Source organism: Blautia sp. OF09-25XD (assembly GCF_003482095.1).
GTDB lineage: Bacteria > Bacillota > Clostridia > Lachnospirales > Lachnospiraceae > Fusicatenibacter > Fusicatenibacter saccharivorans.
Map to the genome: position 1 here is coordinate 1 of NZ_QUMG01000024.1, position 20,092 is coordinate 20,092.

The 20,092-nt window shown below is 47.5% G+C and carries 17 protein-coding genes, 3 tRNA genes, 1 rRNA gene and 1 pseudogene; 17 read left to right on the forward strand and 5 right to left on the reverse strand.

Features of this window, described 5'->3' with window-relative positions:
* Positions 1 to 214, forward strand: a 23S ribosomal RNA gene (locus DXA93_RS16010); the annotation flags it as partial.
* Positions 215 to 393: 179 nt separating this feature from the next.
* A tRNA-Asn gene (locus DXA93_RS16015) sits at positions 394 to 465 on the forward strand.
* 158 nt (positions 466 to 623) lie between these two features.
* Here DXA93_RS16015 and DXA93_RS16020 read toward each other — a convergent pair.
* Positions 624 to 1,481, reverse strand: a complete 858-nt coding sequence (locus DXA93_RS16020; protein WP_118741937.1) for an AraC family transcriptional regulator — start codon at positions 1,479 to 1,481, stop codon at positions 624 to 626.
* Positions 1,482 to 1,726: 245 nt separating this feature from the next.
* On the opposite strand from DXA93_RS16020, the gene DXA93_RS16025 reads away from it, so the two are divergent.
* Positions 1,727 to 3,922, forward strand: a complete 2,196-nt coding sequence (locus DXA93_RS16025) for an alpha-galactosidase (RefSeq protein ID WP_119208743.1) — start codon at positions 1,727 to 1,729, stop codon at positions 3,920 to 3,922.
* 197 nt (positions 3,923 to 4,119) lie between these two features.
* Positions 4,120 to 5,004, forward strand: a complete 885-nt coding sequence (locus tag DXA93_RS16030) for an SH3 domain-containing protein (protein WP_119208744.1) — start codon at positions 4,120 to 4,122, stop codon at positions 5,002 to 5,004.
* 108 nt (positions 5,005 to 5,112) lie between these two features.
* Here the strand turns inward: DXA93_RS16030 and DXA93_RS16035 are convergent.
* The 3 genes from DXA93_RS16035 to DXA93_RS16045 form a co-directional block, all read right to left on the reverse strand.
* Positions 5,113 to 5,184, reverse strand: a tRNA-Cys gene (locus DXA93_RS16035).
* Positions 5,185 to 5,187: 3 nt separating this feature from the next.
* Positions 5,188 to 5,259: transfer RNA gene (locus DXA93_RS16040), tRNA-Glu, on the reverse strand.
* Positions 5,260 to 5,474: 215 nt separating this feature from the next.
* On the reverse strand, positions 5,475 to 6,437 hold the full coding sequence (locus DXA93_RS16045) for an AraC family transcriptional regulator (protein ID WP_119208746.1): 963 nt from the start codon (positions 6,435 to 6,437) through the stop codon (positions 5,475 to 5,477).
* 101 nt (positions 6,438 to 6,538) lie between these two features.
* Here DXA93_RS16045 and DXA93_RS16050 point away from each other — a divergent pair, with 101 nt between their 5' ends.
* The 6 genes from DXA93_RS16050 (at position 6,539) to DXA93_RS16075 (ending at position 13,332) form a co-directional block, all read left to right on the forward strand.
* Positions 6,539 to 8,170 (forward strand): glycoside hydrolase family 13 protein, encoded by a 1,632-nt coding sequence (locus DXA93_RS16050; protein WP_118600996.1) that lies wholly within the window; start codon positions 6,539 to 6,541, stop codon positions 8,168 to 8,170.
* Positions 8,171 to 8,236: 66 nt separating this feature from the next.
* A complete protein-coding gene (locus tag DXA93_RS16055; protein WP_119208748.1) occupies positions 8,237 to 9,262 on the forward strand; it encodes a response regulator in 1,026 nt (341 codons plus the stop codon).
* Positions 9,259 to 9,831 (forward strand): helix-turn-helix domain-containing protein, encoded by a 573-nt coding sequence (locus DXA93_RS16060; RefSeq protein WP_158583306.1) that lies wholly within the window; start codon positions 9,259 to 9,261, stop codon positions 9,829 to 9,831. The genes DXA93_RS16055 and DXA93_RS16060 overlap by 4 nt, the downstream gene beginning before the upstream one ends.
* A complete protein-coding gene (locus DXA93_RS18740) occupies positions 9,719 to 10,618 on the forward strand; it encodes an extracellular solute-binding protein (protein ID WP_243106554.1) in 900 nt (299 codons plus the stop codon). The genes DXA93_RS16060 and DXA93_RS18740 overlap by 113 nt, the downstream gene beginning before the upstream one ends.
* Positions 10,619 to 10,755: 137 nt before the next feature.
* Complete coding sequence (locus tag DXA93_RS16070; RefSeq protein WP_243106551.1) at positions 10,756 to 11,286, forward strand: hypothetical protein; 531 nt, start codon at positions 10,756 to 10,758, stop codon at positions 11,284 to 11,286.
* 177 nt (positions 11,287 to 11,463) lie between these two features.
* Complete coding sequence (locus tag DXA93_RS16075; RefSeq protein WP_158583307.1) at positions 11,464 to 13,332, forward strand: serine hydrolase domain-containing protein; 1,869 nt, start codon at positions 11,464 to 11,466, stop codon at positions 13,330 to 13,332.
* 87 nt (positions 13,333 to 13,419) lie between these two features.
* Here DXA93_RS16075 and DXA93_RS16080 read toward each other — a convergent pair whose 3' ends face one another.
* Positions 13,420 to 14,484 (reverse strand): PTS transporter subunit IIC, encoded by a 1,065-nt coding sequence (locus tag DXA93_RS16080; protein WP_117509767.1) that lies wholly within the window; start codon positions 14,482 to 14,484, stop codon positions 13,420 to 13,422.
* A gap of 207 nt (positions 14,485 to 14,691) precedes the next feature.
* Between DXA93_RS16080 and srtB the strand changes: the two genes are divergently transcribed.
* The 7 genes and pseudogenes from srtB (at position 14,692) to DXA93_RS16115 (ending at position 20,091) form a co-directional block, all read left to right on the forward strand.
* A complete protein-coding gene (gene srtB, locus DXA93_RS16085; protein ID WP_119208755.1) occupies positions 14,692 to 15,543 on the forward strand; it encodes a class B sortase in 852 nt (283 codons plus the stop codon).
* A gap of 106 nt (positions 15,544 to 15,649) precedes the next feature.
* Positions 15,650 to 16,380 (forward strand): annotated as a pseudogene (locus DXA93_RS20765) (NAD-dependent protein deacylase).
* A gap of 106 nt (positions 16,381 to 16,486) precedes the next feature.
* Entirely contained in the window at positions 16,487 to 16,687 is a 201-nt protein-coding gene (locus tag DXA93_RS16095) for a DUF951 domain-containing protein (protein WP_119208757.1), read from the forward strand.
* A gap of 139 nt (positions 16,688 to 16,826) precedes the next feature.
* The gene (gene rpsF, locus DXA93_RS16100; protein WP_022461610.1) at positions 16,827 to 17,114 is read left to right on the forward strand and encodes a 30S ribosomal protein S6; all 288 of its coding nucleotides are present in this window, start codon (positions 16,827 to 16,829) and stop codon (positions 17,112 to 17,114) included.
* Between the two features lie 11 nt (positions 17,115 to 17,125).
* Positions 17,126 to 17,587 (forward strand): single-stranded DNA-binding protein, encoded by a 462-nt coding sequence (locus DXA93_RS16105; RefSeq protein WP_055220137.1) that lies wholly within the window; start codon positions 17,126 to 17,128, stop codon positions 17,585 to 17,587.
* A 20-nt stretch (positions 17,588 to 17,607) separates the two neighbouring features.
* Complete coding sequence (rpsR, locus tag DXA93_RS16110) at positions 17,608 to 17,856, forward strand: 30S ribosomal protein S18 (protein ID WP_022461611.1); 249 nt, start codon at positions 17,608 to 17,610, stop codon at positions 17,854 to 17,856.
* A 189-nt stretch (positions 17,857 to 18,045) separates the two neighbouring features.
* Positions 18,046 to 20,091, forward strand: a complete 2,046-nt coding sequence (locus DXA93_RS16115; protein ID WP_117802327.1) for a DHH family phosphoesterase — start codon at positions 18,046 to 18,048, stop codon at positions 20,089 to 20,091.
* The last annotated feature ends 1 nt before the right edge of the window (position 20,092 follow it).

Genomic DNA, 20,092 nt, shown 5'->3' on the forward strand with positions numbered 1-20,092 from the left:
GGTGTACCGGTTGAACCGCCAGGTTCACGGCCGGGTAGCCAAGTCGGGAAGGGATAAACGCTGAAGGCATCTAAGCGTGAAGCCCCCCTCAAGATGAGATATCCCATTCTTAAAGAAGTAAGACCCCTTGAAGACGACGAGGTAGATAGGGCAGGGGTGGAAGTGCCGTAAGGCATGGAGCTGACTGTTACTAATCGGTCGAGGGCTTGACCTAATTGGTTGTGTTCACAAAAAATGGAATGATAGATGTAAAGTATGTGCGGTTTTGAAGGTATATCGGAAAGGCCATCGGAGAGATCCGGTGGCTTTTTGTAATTATTTTCCGCAAAATACTTGTTTTTCGAAAAAGATTGTGTTATAGTAACGATTGTCAGGAAAAGATTCCTGAGATATTCCTCGATAGCTCAATGGTAGAGCATTCGGCTGTTAACCGAAGGGTTGTTGGTTCGAGCCCAACTCGGGGAGCTAAGATGAAGAAGCGATACAGAAATGAGAAATCATGACTGTATCGCTTTTTTGCTGTCTGTAGCCATTAAGAAACGCCATCTAACATTTTGACGGTTTTCCATAACATTTCTTCCTGTTCATGGAAGAAAGATTTCGTTATAATAAAATCAGACAGATCACGGAACATGTGCAGAGTCCGGAGTCGTGTCCAGGCGGAACTTTTTCCGATAGGCGCTTGGCGTCATGTCCTGCTTCTGGCGGAAGGCTTTGGTAAAAACTTCGGCATTCCGGTAACCACAGGAAAAAGCGACCGTTTCGATGGAGAGATCCGTATACGATAAAAGCTCGAGCGCACGCGTGATCCGGCAGGAAGAAAGATAGTCCTGCGGTGAGGTATGGAGATATTTTTGAAACAGGGTATAAAGGTAACTTCGGTTGATGCAGACATATCTGGCAATATCCGAGACAAGGATTTCATTGGAATAATTATTTCGGATAAACTCAACGGCTTTTTCTACGTAAAGATTGCCGCTCTCCCGTGCAGAAGGATCGGCAAGCGTGATTTCGCGGGAAAGAATTGAGAAAAACTGGTACAGACAGCCTTCTAGAAGATACTGGTCAGAGGTGTCATATGTATTGTGCTTCTGCATCTGAAACAAGAGGGACTGCAGTTCACCGGAAAAGTTGCACTGGTAGACAGGGTGCTCCTCGGAAAGACCAAGTTCCTGTACATAAGAGGCAGCTTTTTCGCCGTCAAAACCGATCCAGAGATATGTCCAGGGATCATCCGCATCGGCTTCGTAGTAGGTGCGGACATTTGGCATCAGGAAAAAGCCCTGCCCAGCGGTTAAGCGGTAAGTGCGGTTTCCGATGGTAAAAGTGCCTTTCCCGGAAATAATGTAGTGGATCACATAATTGGGGCGTACAGCAGGGCCGTAGCTGTGGAGTGGCTGGCAGGCTTCGTAGCCGCAGAAGCAGAGATAAAGATCCGAAAATTTATGCTTTGGGACGGGAAGTGTCCAGGAAGTTTCCATAAGTATACCTCACAAAATGAATCATCAGAAAAGCCGGAATGTCACAAAAGGATAAGATTCCGAAATGTCAGTAAAATTATATCGTGTTTTGCAGGATACTGCAAGCCGCTGTAGGAAATCAAAGGCCCGGAGTAGCAGCCGTTGCGGTTCACACAGCACCGGAACACTTGCTGTTCGGGTATGTAAGAAAGTGATTTTGGTGTGAGCAGCCCGAAAAAATGCGATAAGATAAAGGAGAAAAAACCATGGCAATCAAAGTAAGTGAAAATGGACGGTTATTTACCCTCCAGACAAAAGACAGCAGTTACCAGATGTTCGCAGATGACAAAAATGTGCTTCTGCATCTCTACTATGGAGAAAAAATCGGTGAGGAAAATCTTTCCGGTCTGATTTTCTGTACGGATATGGGATTTGCAGGAAATCCGGAGGAAGCAGGCCCTAACCGGAAATATTCTCTTGATGCACTTCCGCAGGAAATTCCGGGAAGTGGTGTCGGTGATTTCCGCGATGATATGATTGAGATCCGCCACGCAGACGGCAGCTTTGCAGCAGATTTTCGTTTCGATTCGTTCGAAATTCTGGATCATTCCTATGCTATTCCCGGAATGCCGGCGCTGTACGATACAGAGGAAGAAAAAGGTGAGACTCTTGTTATTACAATGACGGAGAAGGCTTCCGATATTGTTCTGAAGTTGTTTTACGGTGTATTTGAAAAGGAAAATGTGATTACGAGAGCGGCAAGACTCGAAAATCACGGAGAAACGGCGATTGAGCTGGAAAAAATGCTGTCATTTAGCATGGATCTGATGTATGAAAATTATGAGATGATCTATTTCTCGGGTCGTCATGCGATGGAGCGTACGGCGGAGCGGATTCCGGTGCAGCATGCAAAAGTCGAGATCGGAAGCACCCGTGGTACATCGAGCCATCATTACAATCCGGCTGTGATCCTCTGCGAGGAGGGTGCGGGTGAGACACACGGTTCCTGTATCGGCGCATGCCTCGTTTACAGCGGAAACTTTGTTGCGGCAGCACAGAAGGATCAGAAAAATCAGACCCGTTTTCAGATGGGTATTCATCCGACCAATTTCTGCTTCCATCTGGAAAGAGGAGAGGCGTTCGATACCCCGCAGGCAATCTTAAGCTATTCCGGAACAGGCCTTACCAAACTGTCACAGCAGTATCATGAGATCATCCGCGAGCATATCTGCCGCGGCGCATACAAGCATGCCAAACGACCGATTCTGATCAACAACTGGGAAGCAACCTATTTTAATTTCAACGAAGAAAAAATCCTGAAAATTGCAGAACAGGCGCAAAAGCTTGGCATTGAGATGCTGGTGCTTGACGATGGCTGGTTTGGAAAACGAGAGGATGATAACAGTGGTCTCGGTGACTGGTTTGTCAACGAGAAAAAGATGAACGGCTCCATGGCGCAGCTTGCAGAAAAAATTCACAAGATGGGCATGAAATTCGGTCTCTGGTTTGAGCCGGAGATGATTTCCGAGGACAGTGATCTTTACCGTGCACATCCGGATTGGGCATTTGCAATTCCTGGCCGTGTGCCGAACCACAGCAGAAATCAGCTTGTACTTGATATGACGCGTGAGGATGTGCGTGAGTATCTGCTGGAGCGTCTGACAACCATCGTTCATGATGCAAAGATTGATTATGTCAAATGGGATATGAACCGCAGCGTCTGCGATGTTTACAGCCATGTGGCAGCACAGAGCCGGAACGGAGAGCTGTATCACCGCTATGTGCTCGGTGTTTACGATTTGATGGAAAGATTCCTTGCCGCATGCCCGAATCTGCTGCTCGAGGGCTGCAGCGGAGGAGGCGGAAGATATGATGCCGGTATGATGTATTATTCCCCGCAGATCTGGTGCAGCGATAATACCGATGCGATCAACCGCCTGTCTATTCAGTACGGAAGCTCGTTCTTCTATCCGATCAGTACCGTTGGTTCCCACGTTTCTGTATGCCCGAACCATCAGACCGGCCGCGTGACACCGTTCCGGACAAGAGGCGATGTAGCGCTGGCAGGAAGCTTCGGCTATGAGATGGATCTGAATAAGATTTCGGATGAAGAGAAAGAGATGGTAAAAGAGCAGGTTGCTGCGATGCATGAATATTACGAGCTCACACACGAAGGCCTGTATTACCGTCTGACCGGACTGAAAAAACAGGATTTCATGGCATGGGAGTTCGTGGCAAAGGATCAGAGCCGCGCACTGCTTACGATCGTAAAGACTGACGCAGAAGGAAATATGCTTCCGGTTCACACGAAAGTGTGCGGTCTTGCAGAGGATAAGCTGTACCGCTGCAGTCTGGACCAGGAAGTCCGCCTTGGCCGTACCTGGAACCGTGCGGGGCTGACCCTGCATCAGGTGCTGGGAGAGTATGAGAGTATCCGGGTCGAATTTACAGAAGTAAAATAAAAAAGATAAGAAAAATCTTCAACTGGATTTTTGGAGGAGGGAACCTCAATCTGGTTGGAGATTTTTTTGCATAAAGAAAATCAAAGCAGGAGGGAAGGAATGTACTCTTTACAGTGCAAAAATAGTTGTGATACAATAAGCAAAAGAAATTTTCTGACAGAAAATAAAGACGGAACTGTCAAGAAAGGAAATTGTACATGAGAAACAGAAAAAACTGTTTAGCTGTTCTTTTGATGACAACTATTGTGGTAATGGGATGTGGCAACCAGCAGGTGGAAAAGGAGAATCCATCGGCTGTCTCCGAAAGAGCATCCAATGTCCAGGATGAGTCAGAAGATGGTGAAAAAGAGTTTCTTTCTACATACCAGAATATTATAATCACACTTCCAGAAGGCTGGAATGTAATGAGAGATGAGAAAATCCAATGCAGTTTCATATCGGAAGATGGGGAAAGTCTTGAGATATCGTATCGGGAAGGAATGGCAAAAGTAGCGCTTATGGATTTTCCGGAGGACGAAGAGAGCGCTGAAAATTTGCTCTACCCGAATGAAATAACAGGGGAAAACAGCATCAGCGATTTTATGGTGAAAACAGCTAACGAAGGAAAAGATAACGAGAGTTCCTTTTATCGTTTCCAGGTAAAAAATTCCCTGCAGATTCCGATTGCATTTTTCTGCGGGGTGAAAACGGAGAATGAAGGGTATCAGATCATATGGAAAAAAGGAAGCGGCAGCAACGATACACAGCAAATCGTGCCGGAAATACTGGAGTCTCTGCAGTTTCCGGACAATGAGCTGCTGACAGAAACATTTCAGACGGCCTGCCAGGAGCAGAAAAGAGCGCTGGAAGCAGAAAATAATTCGGATGGCGTGAAAAAGCAGAAGGGTAAGAAAACCGTCACCTGTATCTCACCGGTCAATGTACGTACAGAACCCAACGTCAGCACAAGCCAGGTTATCGGAGCTCTGACGACAGGGGAAGAAGTGGAAATGCTCGGAAAAGAGAATGGATGGTACAAGATTTCGTATGAGGGAAAAACGGCGTATGTGTATGAAGACTATGTGAAAGAAAAAGAAAATTAAAAAAATGATATTTTCAAAAAAGCTGCCGAAGCAAACAGAACCGGCAGCTTTTTTGAAATAATTTTGAAAAAGAAAAATCCCGGAAACCATCTGTTTCCGGGAAAATAGAGGCGTCGACCGGATTTGAACCGGTGGATACTGGTGTTGCAGACCATTGCCTTACCACTTGGCTACGACGCCATATGACTCCGACGGGAATCGAACCCGTGTTACCGCCGTGAAAGGGCGATGTCTTAACCGCTTGACCACGGAGCCGAAGTTTTTGTTTTGTCTGCCGTGATTTTTGCTCAGCGACAAGTAGTATATTATCATAAGAAAACGAGTTTGGCAAGTGTTTTTTTGAAAAAAAATCAAAAATTTTTGAGATTTGTGTTGCCGTGCATTCAGAAGGAAAAAATTTGAGTTTCGCTGTGTAAGAAAGTGATTTATCTTTGCGTAGATATAAAAAGGGAACAGAAAAATTTGCCGGGTCAGGGCATGACTTTTCGATATTCTTCCGGTGACATACCAAAAGTCCGGCGGAAAATGCTGGCAAAATAGCTGGGGCTTTCAAATCCGGTATCCAGAGCAATTTCCAAGATAGAAAGCGAGCTGCCGGTAAGAAGATCTGCGGCTTGGGTTACGCGGTACTGGTTGATATAGGAAATAGGCGTTGTGTGAAAGTGCGTTTTGAAGAAACGACAAAAATATTGTGGATTCATATTGAGTATAGCAGCAAGATCTGAAAGACGGATTTTAGAATCATAGTTATCCTGAATATAACGTAAGAGTTTTTTACACTGATCAGATCTTTCTTTTTTACGAGTGCAGAGGGGTTCCGGATGAAGAAAAAGCTGGTATTGCGCCAGAAGTGCAAGAATCCGATACATGTCACTTTTGATCAGAAGAAACCAGCCGATGGGTTTGGTATCGTATGCATACAGGATTTCCTGGAAAAGCTCAGATAATGTCAGTACAAATGTTTTCTGTGTCTGAGAGGAGGCTTCAGCAGCAGAAAGCTCTTCCAATGGAAAAGCCGGAAGAAGCAGTTGATGAGAGAGCAGCGGACGAATCCAGTCTGCTTCACAGGAATCCAGATAGGCACATGAGAGAATTTCTGGAAGAAATACAAGGGCATGGTGAACCGAAGGGGTAGTTCCAATGCTGCAGAGCTGATGCAGTTCGTGACTGTTGATGAAAAGAAAAGTACCTTCGGAAATTGTCCGGGTTTCAGTTTTCAGTGTCAGAGTGAGAGTACCTTTTTCAACCCAGATCCATTCTAATTCTTTATGCCAGTGAAAAGGAACAGAGAGCCCGCCATGCGCATAATCCTGATGATAGATATGGAGCGGAACAGGTTCGGTTCCATGCACGGTAAAATCCCGGATTCCGCCAGAAAGAACAGGGGAACAAGATTCAGGAGAAAAGAGCTCTTTTGAACGTTCTTTTTTCATAAAAGTCAAAATCCTTTCATTAAATACGAAAATCAGGTTAGAAAATATAAGATAATATCATTATACTGCTCTTATAGGAAAAAAGAAAGAGAGGACAGAAAATGAAAAGAGAGTGGTGGCATAGCTTAACCGTATATCAGATTTACACCAGAAGCTTCTGTGACAGCAACGGAGACGGCATCGGCGATTTTGGAGGGATTCTGCAGAAGCTGGACTATCTGCAGGAGCTTGGTGTTGGAGCCATCTGGCTTTCGCCTTTTAACGATTCTCCTAATTACGACAATGGATATGATGTCAGTGACTATTATAAAGTAATGGAAGAAGCGGGCACAATGGAAGAGCTGGAAGAACTGATCGCAGCCTGTGAAAAGCGGGAAATTGTGGTCATGATGGATCTTGTTTTAAATCATAGTTCCCATCTGCACCCATGGTTCCTGGAAGCCAGAAAGGATCGAAACAGTAAATACCATGATTTTTACATCTGGAAGGAAGGAACGAAGGAGCAGCCGCCAGAAGGCGGCGGAGCATTCTTTGGAGGAAGCACCTGGGAATGGGTGCCGGAGGTTCAGGAATATTATTATCACAGTTTCAGTGTAATGCAGCCGGATCTGAACTGGAAAAATCCGTCGCTTCGGAAAGAGCTGTACCGGATGATCCAGTTCTGGATGGATAAAGGGATCCGTGGTTTCCGGCTGGATGCAATTGACAATATTGTAAAAGATGGACATGGAGGAAATGATACTCATTCAGAGCAGATTCATACATACTTAATGGAAATGAATCAGAATACGTATGGAAAATCAGAACAGATCCTGACAGTGGGGGAAACCGGAGGTGCTACGGTAGAAATGGCACAGCAGTATTCTGATCCGGAAAGCCAGGAGCTCAGTATGATTTTTCAGTTTGAACTGATGGGAATCGACGGCATCCGAAGTGGAAACTGGGATCCGAAACCGTATACGCTGCCGCAACTGAAGCAGCTCTTTGAAAAATGGCAGACGGGACTGGAAGAAAAAGGATGGAACAGCCTGTTCTGGGGAAACCATGATTTTCCGCGTGTCGTATCGCGCTTTGGAAATGACAGGGAACCGTATCGGGAAAAATCAGCAAAAATGTTGGCTGTCCTTCTCCATGGGATGAAAGGAACTCCTTATATTTACCAGGGGGAAGAAATCGGTATGACAAATGTGTCAGGGCTTCGGATCGAGGACTATCAGGATATCGAGTCTGTAAATTTTGCCGAAGACCGTAAAAAAGAAGGCTGGGAGGAAGAAAAAATTCGTACCTATCTTGCACGGAACAGCCGGGACCATGCGCGGACGCCAATGCAGTGGAATGCGGAAAAACACGCCGGATTTACAGCGGGAACACCGTGGATGGCGGAAAATCAGAATTACGCGGAGATCAATGTGGAAAACAGCAGAAAAAATCCGGATTCCCTCTTCTATTTCTATCAAAAACTAATTGCGCTGCGTAGGAAAAATGACACTCTTGTTTATGGGGATTTCCGTCTGATTGAGGAAGAAAATCCGGATATTTTTGCTTATGAGAGAAATCTGGGAGAGAAAAAGCTGATTGTGCTCTGCAATTTCCGGGATACCGCGGCAGAGATGAAAGCCCGATATGATTTGACAAAAGGAACGGTTCTGATTCATAATGATACAGAAAGCCTCACAAAAGAAGTGTGGAAGTTACAGCCGTATGAGGCGTATATGATTGAACTTCTGCAGTAAAAAGACAGAAATGAAAAGCAGCAGAAGAAGAAAACTGCAGGAGCAACTGGAAACAGGAGGGAAAAAATGTATCGCGTTCTTCTTGTAGAAGATGAAGAAATTGAACTGGAGACATTGCGGGATTATATTGACTGGAAAAAGAACGGGATTTCCAGGGTATTTACCGCGCGCAATGGCAGAAGGGCACTGGAGTGCCTGGAAGAAAATATGGCAGATATTGTGATTACGGATATTCAGATGCCAGGAATGAGTGGAATTGAACTGGCAGAGACGATCGTACGCCGGGGATATCCATGCAAAATTGTTTTTCTGACAGGATATGATGATTTTTCCTATATCCATTCCGCTTTTCAGGTGAATGCCGTGGATTACCTTTTAAAGCCATTTACGATTGAAGAAGTAGAAGCATGTCTGAAAAAAGTGAGAAGTGAACTGGAGAAAAGTGAGATAGCAGACTGGTCGCGGAAAACGGCGGCGAAGCAGTTGCTGGAAATGGCTTTGCGGGAAAAACAGGAAACAGAGCTTTTACGGAAAAATTTCCGTGGTGTATTTGGAGAAGAACTGGAAGAGTGCAGGTTTGGAATCATAGCGGTTTATGGAAAAACGGAAGAAAACATCTGTAGCCAAATTCAGGAAAAATACAAGGGCATCCGTTACATCAGCAAAACGGAACGGATCAGCATTCTGCTGCTGGCGGGGTATCTGTCGGTGAAAGATACGGCATTTCAGATCTGGAATGATTTGAAAGAAGACGCACCGAGAGCCGTTGGATGGTGCAGTGGAGCATGGACAGCTGACTGCCTGTACGAAAAGGCGGAAAAACTTCGGAACTGTTGTGTTCTGGCATTTCATATGGATCCACCGGAACTTTTCTGTGCAGATGAAAAAGAAACGGAAGAGGAAAAAGCATATCATTTCCGGGAACAGAAGGAGCGGAGAGAAGAAATCTGTCGTCTGGTCAGCAACGGGAAAAAGCAGGAAACGCTGCAGACCATGAAAGATTATTTTCAAAAGCTAAAGGGCTTGCGCCGAAAACATTTGCGGGAGAAGTTTACAATCTCTATATGTATCTATGGAACCGTCTTGTTTTGAGCGATGAACTGCTGGAAAACTGGATGGAAGCAGAAAAAATTTTGAGAGAAAATGAAATTTTTGAAGCAAACAACAGTTATCAGATGCGGGAAAAGATGAAGCAGTATCTGGAACGGATGTTGGCATTTTTTGAAGAACAGAATCAAAATCCAAATTACTATGCCGTTTATCAGGTAAAAACATATCTTCAGGAGCACTGCTCGGAAAGCGCAGATATCGAGAAGCTGGCCGCGGAGGTCGGTTTGTCTCCGAATTATCTGAGGAGCCTGTTTAAAGAGGCAACAGGAAAAACGATTTTGGAATACAATACGGAAATGCGTCTGCAGAGGGCGGCGGAACTGTTAAAGAATAAGAAAAATAAAGTACGGGAAGTGAGTCTGGCGGTTGGATATGAAAATGTTTCTTACTTTGGCGTTGTGTATCGCAATGGCGATGAGTGTCCTGATGGCAGCGGGAATGCTTGCAGGATGCGGATCAAATGGCAGTACATCATCAAGTACTGCATCCGGCAGTGCATCATCTGCATCGGGCGAGGTATCAACAGACGGAGTTACGATTTCTATCTTTGACAAAAACTCCGGAAGCAATACCTTTGATGATCCAGTTGCAAAAGCAATTGAGGAAAAAACAGGTGTCAAAATTCAGGTAGAAAATCCAACCGGAGATCCGCTGGAAAAATTGAACCTGATGCTGACCGGTCAGAATTACCCGGATATCGTCCTGATGGATCGTGGAAATGATATTGTAAACCGTTACATTGAGGCAGGCGCACTGCTTCCGTTGAATGATCTGATCGATGAGTACGGCCCGGATGTAAAAGAGATGTACGGGGAAACCTTAAACAAGAGTCGTTATACCGATGGAAAAAATTACTATCTGAATAACTGGTACGGAGAAGATCCGGATCCGGTAGCCGGTGTTCTGATGCGCTATGATTATCTGTGCGAAATCGTTGGAAAAGACCGCGCAGACAGCGATGAGCCATTTACACAGGAAGAGTATATTGACATTTGTAAGAAATTCAAAGAACTTCATCCGACCATTGACGGAAAAGAGAGTATTGCCATTACCTTTGATGCAGAATCCAAAAACTACGATGGAACATTAAAAGGAATGTATGGTCTGAAAACATATTATCAGGATGGGGACAATCTGGAACATGTTGCCAAAGCACCAAACTTCAAAGAGATGATGTCCTTTGCCAATGAACTGTATACCGAGGCCTTCTGGACAAAGAGTGGGTTGTCAACAAGAAAAATCAGTGGACGCAGAAACTGTCTGCAGGCAACGTATTCAGTACCTTTGCTTCCTATTGGGATACCGATGCAGCAAATACAGCACTTGCTTCTTCTGTAGGAGAAGATGCAAAATTCTATTCCTATAAAATCCTTGGAAACGGAATCAGTGCAGATGAAACTACTTACTGCGGAAGAAGTACACTTGGCTGGGATGCAATCGCGATCACCAAGAATTGTAAAAATCCGGAAGCAGCCATGAAGATGATCAACTACCTTGCAAGCGAAGAAGGACAGTATCTTCTGATGTGGGGTATTGAGGGAACCAACTGGAATATGGAAGATGGAAAACACGTTCCGAACGATGATCTGATTGAAGGATTCCAGACGGATTTTGACAAAACAAAACTGGATACCGGCGTCCGCAAATGGACCTGGTTTGTAAAGAACGGAAATGGTACAGACGGAACTCCATACGATGTAACACAGTATAAAGTAAAAGAGACCCGGCAGGTGGCTATGAATCACTTTGGTGAGAACGACAGATGGGATACCGCAGAGTTTACAGGCCTTACCCCGGCAGGAAGCACTCCGGATGGCTTGAAATGGCAGAAAATCCAGGATATCTACGATCAGGAATATCCGAAGATTGTGAATGCAGACAGCCACGATGCGGCAATGGAAGAGTACGACAAGATGATTTCCGAAATGAATGACGCAGGACTGGAAGATGTAGAAAAAGTTATCACACAGAATTATCAGGAGCGTATGAAACTCTGGAATGAGTAAGCTAAAGTAAAATAAAAAAATCACACACGGAAAAGAACCGGCAGAAATTGAAATACAGATTTCTATGTCGGTTCTTTTTTATCAGAAGAAGCATTGCGATTTTCAAGGAATCTGGATATAATGAGGAAAACTGGAAAAACAGGGAAATCCAACCGCATGAGACAGGAGGCATCGTACATGGCAGCGAAAGAACAGTTAACCGCAATGGAAATGATCTGGGGATTTATGAGTGGGACGACAGGACATATGGGAAAGACGGACTTTGCGCCGCAGAAGGAAGCGTTCGGGGATTTTGCATCTCCGGAAACGTATTTTCCGCGCGTGGTGCCGGAGAGCGAAGGCATCTCATCGGAAAAGCTGACGCAGATGCTTCGTGAGCTCGCCGCTGCGCGCCATACGGACATGCATCATCTGCTGGTCCTGCGGAATGGACATGTCATCTGCGAATGCAATTTCGCCCCATACCGCAGCGGCATCTGGCATGCGACGTATTCTATGTGTAAGAGCATCACTGGCATGGCGGCTGGTTTTCTGATCAGTGAAGGAAAACTTTCCCTGGACGAGAACGTCTATGATATTTTTGAAAAACGAAACGGTCTGCTGCAGAAGATCCTGCGCCCGAATCTGACCGTGAAGCATCTTCTGACGATGAAGAGCGGCGTACAGTTCAACGAGATGGGCGTTGTTTCCGGCAACGACTGGGTGGACAGCTTCTTAAATGCGCCGGTCAAGGGAACGCCGGGCGAAGCGTTTGAGTACAACAGTATGAACACGTATCTGCTGTCTGCAATCATACAGGAGCGCACCGGCATGAAAATGGTAGATTACCTGCGGCCGCGTCTGTTTGAGCCTCTTGGCATCCGGAAAGTCTTCTGGGAGAGCTGCCCGGCAGGGATTACGAAAGGCGGCTGGGGCCTCTTCCTGTGCCCGGAGGACGCGGCCAAGCTCGGGGTGATGTACGTGAACGGCGGAAAATTCGAAGGAAAACAGATCGTCCCGGCGGAATGGGTCGCAGCGTCCACCTCCGTTCATGCGACACCGCCGGAAAAGATGGGAAAATATGGCTATGGTTACCAGGTCTGGATGGAGGAGCGGCCGGGCAGCTTTGCGTTCAATGGCATGCTGGGGCAGAACGTGCTCGGTTATCCGGATACCGGCGTGGTGATTGTGATAAATGCGGGCAGCAACGAGCTGTTCCAGACGTGTGAGATGCTCGACATTGTGCGGAAGTATTTCGGCGCGGAATTTGGTGCAGAGCTGAAATCCGGCGAGGCGGAAAGCCCGATGGCATATCAGAAGCTGGTGCAGACCTGCCGTGATCTGGAGGGCGCGAAAGAGACACCGGGAAGAATCCTGCGCGGCGGCTGGAAGCGGAGAACACCTGGGCCGCGGAACAGCGGAACACCGCGTCAGATCGACATGGCGCAGCTTCTGCACGGAAAAGAATATAAAATGGAGGACACGCATGTCGGCATGTTTCCGCTGACGCTGCAGGTCTTCCACAACAACTTTTCCGACGGCATCCGCCGCATCGGTTTCTTCTATGAAAAAGGCCGTTTCTTTGTCGAGCTGACCGAGGGAGAAAAAACACAGCGCATTGCGATCGGTCTTACGGGGTCCAAAGTTGTAGAATGGGTGGAAAACGAGGAATCGTATCTGCTCGGAACGACGGGACAGTTTGCGGAGAATGAAGACGGCGAACTGGTGCTGAAGCTTGAGTTTGCATTTCTGGAAGAGGCCGCAAGACGGAAGGTCAAAATCATTTTCCAGCGTGATTTCGAGCGGATCAGACTGGAGTGGAATGAGACGCCGGGCAAGGATCTGATTATCGAGGGCCTTGAATCCCTCGTGACAGATGTGGCGATCGCGCCGCTTCTGCCGTCGCGGTTCCGCGAGCGGAGCCTTGACATGATCCATCTGCTGATGGCACAGACCATTGAGCCAATGGTAGAGGCACACCGCGTGTGGCCGGGGGAAGAAACGGCAGCGGAAGCTGAATCGGCCGCGGCAGTGGAAAATGCGGAAAACGCAGAAGAAACGGTGTAAAAACAGAAAAAATCAAAAGAGAAATGTGGATAAAAAAGGGAATGGAGCTGCCGGATGCGCAGTTCCATTCCCTTTTAAAAATACAGATTACAGATTCAAAGCCATATCGCCGGATTTGATCAGGTTTGCCTTGCGGAATACCTCTGAGAAGAACAAGGTGATCACAGCCGGAAGCACGAAGTGGAGCAGAATAATTTTGATGATGACGAGCTTCGGATCATCGTAAGCGATCATCGTCTGATACGTTGTGATCTGTCCGACAAGACCTGCGGAACCCATGCCGCTTCCCGTTGCATTATTCTGCATATTGGCGAGGATTGTGGAGACGGGTCCTAAAATCGCACTCGAGAAGATGACGGGCAGCCAGATCAGCGGATGACGCATGATGTTCGGCACCTGAAGCATCGAGGTTCCAAGACCCTGTGCGACAAGGCCGCCGAATTTGTTTTCCCGATAACTTGCAACCGCGAATCCGACCATGTTGCAGCAGCAGCCGATCGTTGCGGCACCGGCGGCAAGACCGGAAAGATTCAGAATGATGCCGAGTGCAGCGGAGCTGATCGGCAGTGTCAGAACCATACCCATGACGACCGAAACAACGATGCCCATGATGAACGGCCGCTGTTCCGTTGCCCAGTTGATGATGCTTCCAAGGCCTGTCATCATCTGGGAGATCGGCGGTCCAACGAGCAGTCCGACAACGGAACCGGCTCCGATGGTGATGACCGGTGTCACGATGATATCAACCTTGGTCTTGCCGGAAACCAGATGGCCGCAGGTGATGCCTGCGAAAGCTGCGATGAAAGCGCCGAGCGGTTCGCCAGGTCCTGCCAGAACGGCATTTCCGTCCACAAAGAATGTGCCGCCGGTGATCTTGCCGGCATAACCGCCGACCATGGCGGCGACGGCTGCAGAAACCGTGACAAGCGGGCTTTCCCCATATTTCACTGCCACGCCGACACCGATACCGGCACTTGTCAGGGCTGCGGCAGCTTTTCCAAGCAGATAGATCACATTTCCGGTCGAACCGCCGATCAGAAGACCGATCTGCTGAATCATCGTACCGATAATCAGGGTTGCAAAAAGACCCTGCGTCATGCCGCCGAAGCCATCAATGAAGATGTGCGAGGCGACTTTTTTGATTGTTCGCATATGGAATTCCTCCTCATGTATGTGGTGTGTTACTGTATTCACAAGTGACTTGTCAGTCGACTTTTAGTCTATCATAAGATGGGGGCGGGTGCAATCCTTTTCCGGGGGCATAAGTTGACAAAAGAAAGGGGCACGCTTATAATTGAGACAAATTCAGAGCGCTTCGAGAAAACAGCGCAGACAGTAAAAAAGTGATAAAGGAGACGCATGGGAAAACAGAAAAAGAAACAGAAAAAACGCGGCAATCCGCTTTGGACTCTGGTATTTTTAGCGGCACTTGCTGTTTTCTGCTTTTCCGGGTACAAGCTGATCGGCATTTACCTGGATTACAAGACCGGCACGGATGAATACCGGGATCTGCAGCAGTATACGACGGAAATTACAAAAACACCGGAGACACCGGCACCGACGAAAACAGAGGAGCCGCAGGCGGAATCCGAACCGGCGGAGCCTTCCGAACCGGAGCCGGAACCACTGTCGTATCCGACAGAACCGCCGCTTGCCGTCGATTTTGAATCCTTAAAAGCGATTAACCCGGATGTGAAGGGATGGCTTTATATCGAAGCTCTCGACATCAGTTACCCGGTCGTACAGGGGCCGGACAACGATGCGTATCTTCATACGACGTACGAGGGAACGAGCAACTTTGCGGGTTCCATTTTCCTCGATTACCAGAATCAGGGTGATTTCAGTGATGGAAACACAATCGTTTACGGTCATAATATGAAGAATCTCTCCATGTTCGGAAAATTGAAACAGATGAAGGAGCAGGAAAAATACAAGGACAGCGTCTATTTCTGGATGCTGACGCCGGAATCAAACGATGTGTACCAGATTTTTTCTGCTTTCTATACCGAGGCAGACAGTGATGTCTACACATTGTATTCCGGCGGAGGCGAAGCGTTTGTACAGTATTTGAATACGATGGCGGCGCGTTCGGAGATCCCGGTGGAGCAGCTGCCGATGGATGAAAACAGCCATATCATTGTGCTGTCTACCTGTGCGGCGAGTGATACGACCGGCCGATTTGTTGTACTGGGAGTACGACGGAACCGGTAAAGTTGTGAAAAAGCTTTTTTGAAGGCTGCATACAGGCCGCAGGTTTTAATCTGCGGAAAGAATTCGGCAACGATTTTCTGATCTTACTATAGAAGGAGGAAGGCAGATGGAAGAGGAAAGAAAAATCGAAACATTGCAGAGAATGATTGACACGCATGAAAACATCGTATTTTTTGGCGGCGCGGGTGTATCTACGGAGAGCGGAATCCCGGATTTCCGGAGCGTGGATGGTCTTTACCATCAGAAATACGATGTTCCGCCGGAGACGATTTTAAGCCACAGCTATTTCCTTCGCTATCCGGAAAAGTTTTATGCTTTTTACCGCGACAAAATGCTTCCGGTCGGCGCGAAACCGAACGCGGCGCACAAAAAGCTTGCAGAGCTGGAAGCGGCGGGAAAATTAAAAGCGATTGTGACGCAGAACATTGACGGACTGCATCAGGCGGCGGGAAGTAAAGTAGTGTATGAACTGCATGGAAGCACACATCGCAATTATTGTATGAAATGCGGGCATCCTGCGATGCAGAGCTGGTGAGAAGGAGCAGCGGAGTTCCAAGATGTGAAAAATGCGGAGGCATGATCAAACCGGATGTCGTACTCTACGAGGAGAGTCTGAATGAGAAAGTGCTCGACGGTGCGATCCGCGCGATTGCGGCCGCCGATCTTCTGATCGTCGGCGGAACGTCGCTTGCTGTGTATCCGGCAGCAGGTCTTCTCCAGTATTTTCGGGGCGATGTACTGGTCCTGATTAATAAAGGTGCAACACCGATGGACAACAACGCAGATCTTCTGATCCAGCAGCCGATCGGACAGGTGCTCGGCAGTATCCGGGTGTGAAACTTCAGAGCTGTGAAAAATGGAGGTGCGGCTCTGATGATACAGAGAGAACCTTGAGAAAAAATCTCGGAAAGTGTCAGGAAATATAAAAATAAGGCGGAAAAACATGGCAGAACATTACGAAGTAGGCGATATTGTAAAACTGAAAAAGCCGCATCCGTGCGGCAGCAGCGAGTGGGAAATCCTGCGTGTCGGCGCAGATTTCCGTCTCAAATGCACCGGCTGCGGCCACCAGATCATGGTAGCACGCAAGCTGGTCGAGAAAAACACCCGCGGATTACGAAAAAAAAGATGCGTAATATCGTGAAAAAAACAAGAAAACACGCGAAAAAGGGCTTGCTATAAGCCCTTTTTTATGTTAAAATAACAAATTGTGACGTATAAAAATAATTCCTTGCTCCCCATAATGAAAATGGGGTGCCAAAAAGTCCAAAAGGAGGTAAAGCATGAACAAGTACGAATTAGCACTGGTTGTGAATGCAAAACTTGAAGAAGAGGAACGCGCAGCTGTAGTTGAGAAAGCCAAAGGTTATGTAACCCGTTACGGCGGAACAGTTGGCGAAGTAGAAGAGTGGGGCAAAAAACGCCTTGCATACGAAATTCAGCATATGCGTGAAGCATATTACTACTTTATTCAGTTTGAAGCAGACGCAACAGCTCCGGCAGAGATCGAGAGCCATATGCGTATTATGGATAACGTACTGAGATACTTAGTCGTTAAAAAGGAAGCTTAAGAGGTAAGCGAATGAATAAAGTTATATTGATGGGAAGATTGACCAGAGATCCCGATGTCAGATACTCTGCTGGAGAGAACTCCACAGCGGTAGCCCGTTATACACTGGCTGTTGACCGCAGATTCCGCAGAGACGGCGATTCCGCAACCGCAGACTTTATCGGATGCGTTGCTTTCGGCCGCCAGGCAGAATTTGCAGAGAAATACCTGCGTCAGGGAACGAAGATCGCCATCACCGGCCGCATTCAGACCGGAAGCTACACCAACCGTGAAGGCCAGAAGGTCTACACGACAGACGTAGTTGTAGAAGAGCAGGAGTTTGCAGAGAGCAAAAATGCAGGTGGAAACAACGGAGGATACTCCGCACCGCAGCATAACAATCCGGCTCCGTCCGCGAATACATCTGACCTGGGCAGCGCCGATGGTTTTATGAATATTCCCGATGGCATTGACGAAGAATTGCCATTTAATTGATAGAAAAGGAGAGATTGATCATGGCTTATAATAATAGTGAAAGACCAGCTTCCAGAAGACCGGCCCGCAGAAGAAGAAAAGTTTGTGTTTTCTGTGGTGGAGAAGAGATCAGCTACAAGGATGCAGCTAAACTGAAAAAATATGTATCCGAGCGTGGTAAAATCCTGCCGAGACGTGTAACTGGAACCTGCGCAAAACATCAGAGAGCAGTAACAGTAGCCGTTAAGAGAGCAAGACATATGGCTATTATGCCGTACGTAGATGATTGATTCTGACTTGCGCTAAGCACTGTCCGAACGTTCATTTTGAATCGGTAAATAAATGGAGGTATCTGCCCGAAAAGGGCGGGTACCTTTTTTGTATCCAGAAGTATCTTGTTGCCAAAGTACAGGTCAAAGTGGTATAATCGGAAAGACAGGAGCGAAATACAACACGCAACGTTGGAAAGGTGTTAGGAAATGAAAAGCAAAATGAAGTTGAGCGGCCAATTGCGGAGCTATCTTCGATGGCCGCTGATTTTGTCCATCCTGATGCTTGTGATGAATATCGGCATGTATTTTGTGGATGTGATGGCAGGAATGTGGTTCACGCTGTTTTTTGCAGTCTATGTGATCGCAGCCGCAGTTCTCTATTACAGACAGCGTCCGCAGGTGATCAACGAGCTGATTACCTTTGCGACCGAATACGGCCAGGTTCAGAAGCATCTGATCCAGGAACTGGCGCTGCCCTATGCCGTTATGGATTCGCAGGGAAAACTTCTCTGGGTCAACAAAGAGTTTACAAAAATCACAGGGAAGGATACACAGTATCATAAATGTATCGCCACCATTTTTCCGGAGCTGACGGTCGAGCGGCTGCCGAAAAATGAGGAGGAGACCGACATCAACGTGGCTTACGGCGAAAAGAATTTCCGTGCCCATGTAAAAAGCGTCTGCATCGACGAGCTGATCCAGAATTCGGAGATGATCAACACAGATATCAAAGGCTATTTTATTCAGGCACTGTATCTGTTCGATGAGACGGAGCTCCGCGAGTATATGCGGAAATTCGAGGACGAAACGATGGTCACCGGTCTTCTGTATCTGGACAACTACGACGAGGCGCTGGAGAGCGTCGAGGAGGTCCGCCGTTCCCTTCTGACCGCACTGGTCGAGCGAAAGATCAACAAATATTTCAACGATCTCGATGGACTGGTGAAGCGGTATGAGAACGACAAATACATCGTGGTCATGCGCCGGAGTTCGTTAAATGAACTGAAAGAGAAAAAGTTCGATATCCTCGAGGACGTCAAGACCATCAACATCGGAAACGAGATGGCGGTCACAATCAGTATGGGTATCGGAGCAGATGCTGGATCGTTTGCGAAAAACTCCGAGTATGCGAAAATCGCGATCGACCTGGCTCTTGGCCGGGGCGGCGATCAGGTCGTTTTAAAGGACGGTTCGAAGATTCAGTATTTCGGCGGAAAAACGCAGGCTGTGGAAAAGAATACGAGAGTCAAAGCCCGCGTCAAGGCGCACGCGCTGAAAGAGTTTATGAACACGAAAGAGAAGGTCGTTGTCATGGGACACCGCCTGCCGGATGCCGATTCGTTCGGTGCGGCCATCGGTATCTACCGTGCGGCGAAAACGCTGAATAAAAAAGCGTACATCGTCATCGACAACCCGACCAGCTCGATCATTCCGCTGATGAATACGTTCCGCGACAACCAGGATTATGAGGCGGACATGTTTGTCAACAACCATGAGGCGAAAGAGATCATGGACGACAACACGCTGCTCGTTGTGGTCGATACGAACAAGCCGAGCATCACACAGTGTGAGGATCTGCTGTACATGGCGAAAATGATCGTCGTGCTGGATCATCACCGGCAGGGAAGCGATACGATCCGCAACTCGGTGCTTTCCTATATTGAGCCGTATGCATCATCCGCGAGCGAGATGGTTGCCGAGATTCTCCAGTATTTTACCGAGGGAATCCGCATCCGGAACGTGGAGGCGGACAGCATCTATGCCGGCATCATGATCGATACCGACAACTTTATGCAGAAAACAGGTGTCCGCACGTTCGAGGCGGCAGCTTTCCTGCGCCGCTGCGGTGCGGATGTGACGCGTGTGCGCAAGCTGTTCCGTGAGGATATGAACGATTACAAGGCAAGAGGAGAGACGATCCGCAATGCGGAGCTGTTCCGCGGCCAGTTCGCGATTTCCGAATGCCCGAGCGACTATGTGGACAGCCCGACGGTGGTCGGAGCACAAGCGGCGAACGAGCTGCTGAACATTGTCGGTGTCAAGGCGTCCTTTGTACTGACCGAGTATAAAGGCGTGATCTATATCAGCGCCCGCGCGATTGATGAGGTCAATGTACAGATCATCATGGAGCGGATGGGCGGCGGCGGTCATCTGAATATGGCAGGATGCCAGCTTGAGACCGTCGATCTGGAGGGGGCGCGCAGCCTCCTAAAATCAACCTTAACAGAAATGCAGGATGGAGGAGAAATCTGAT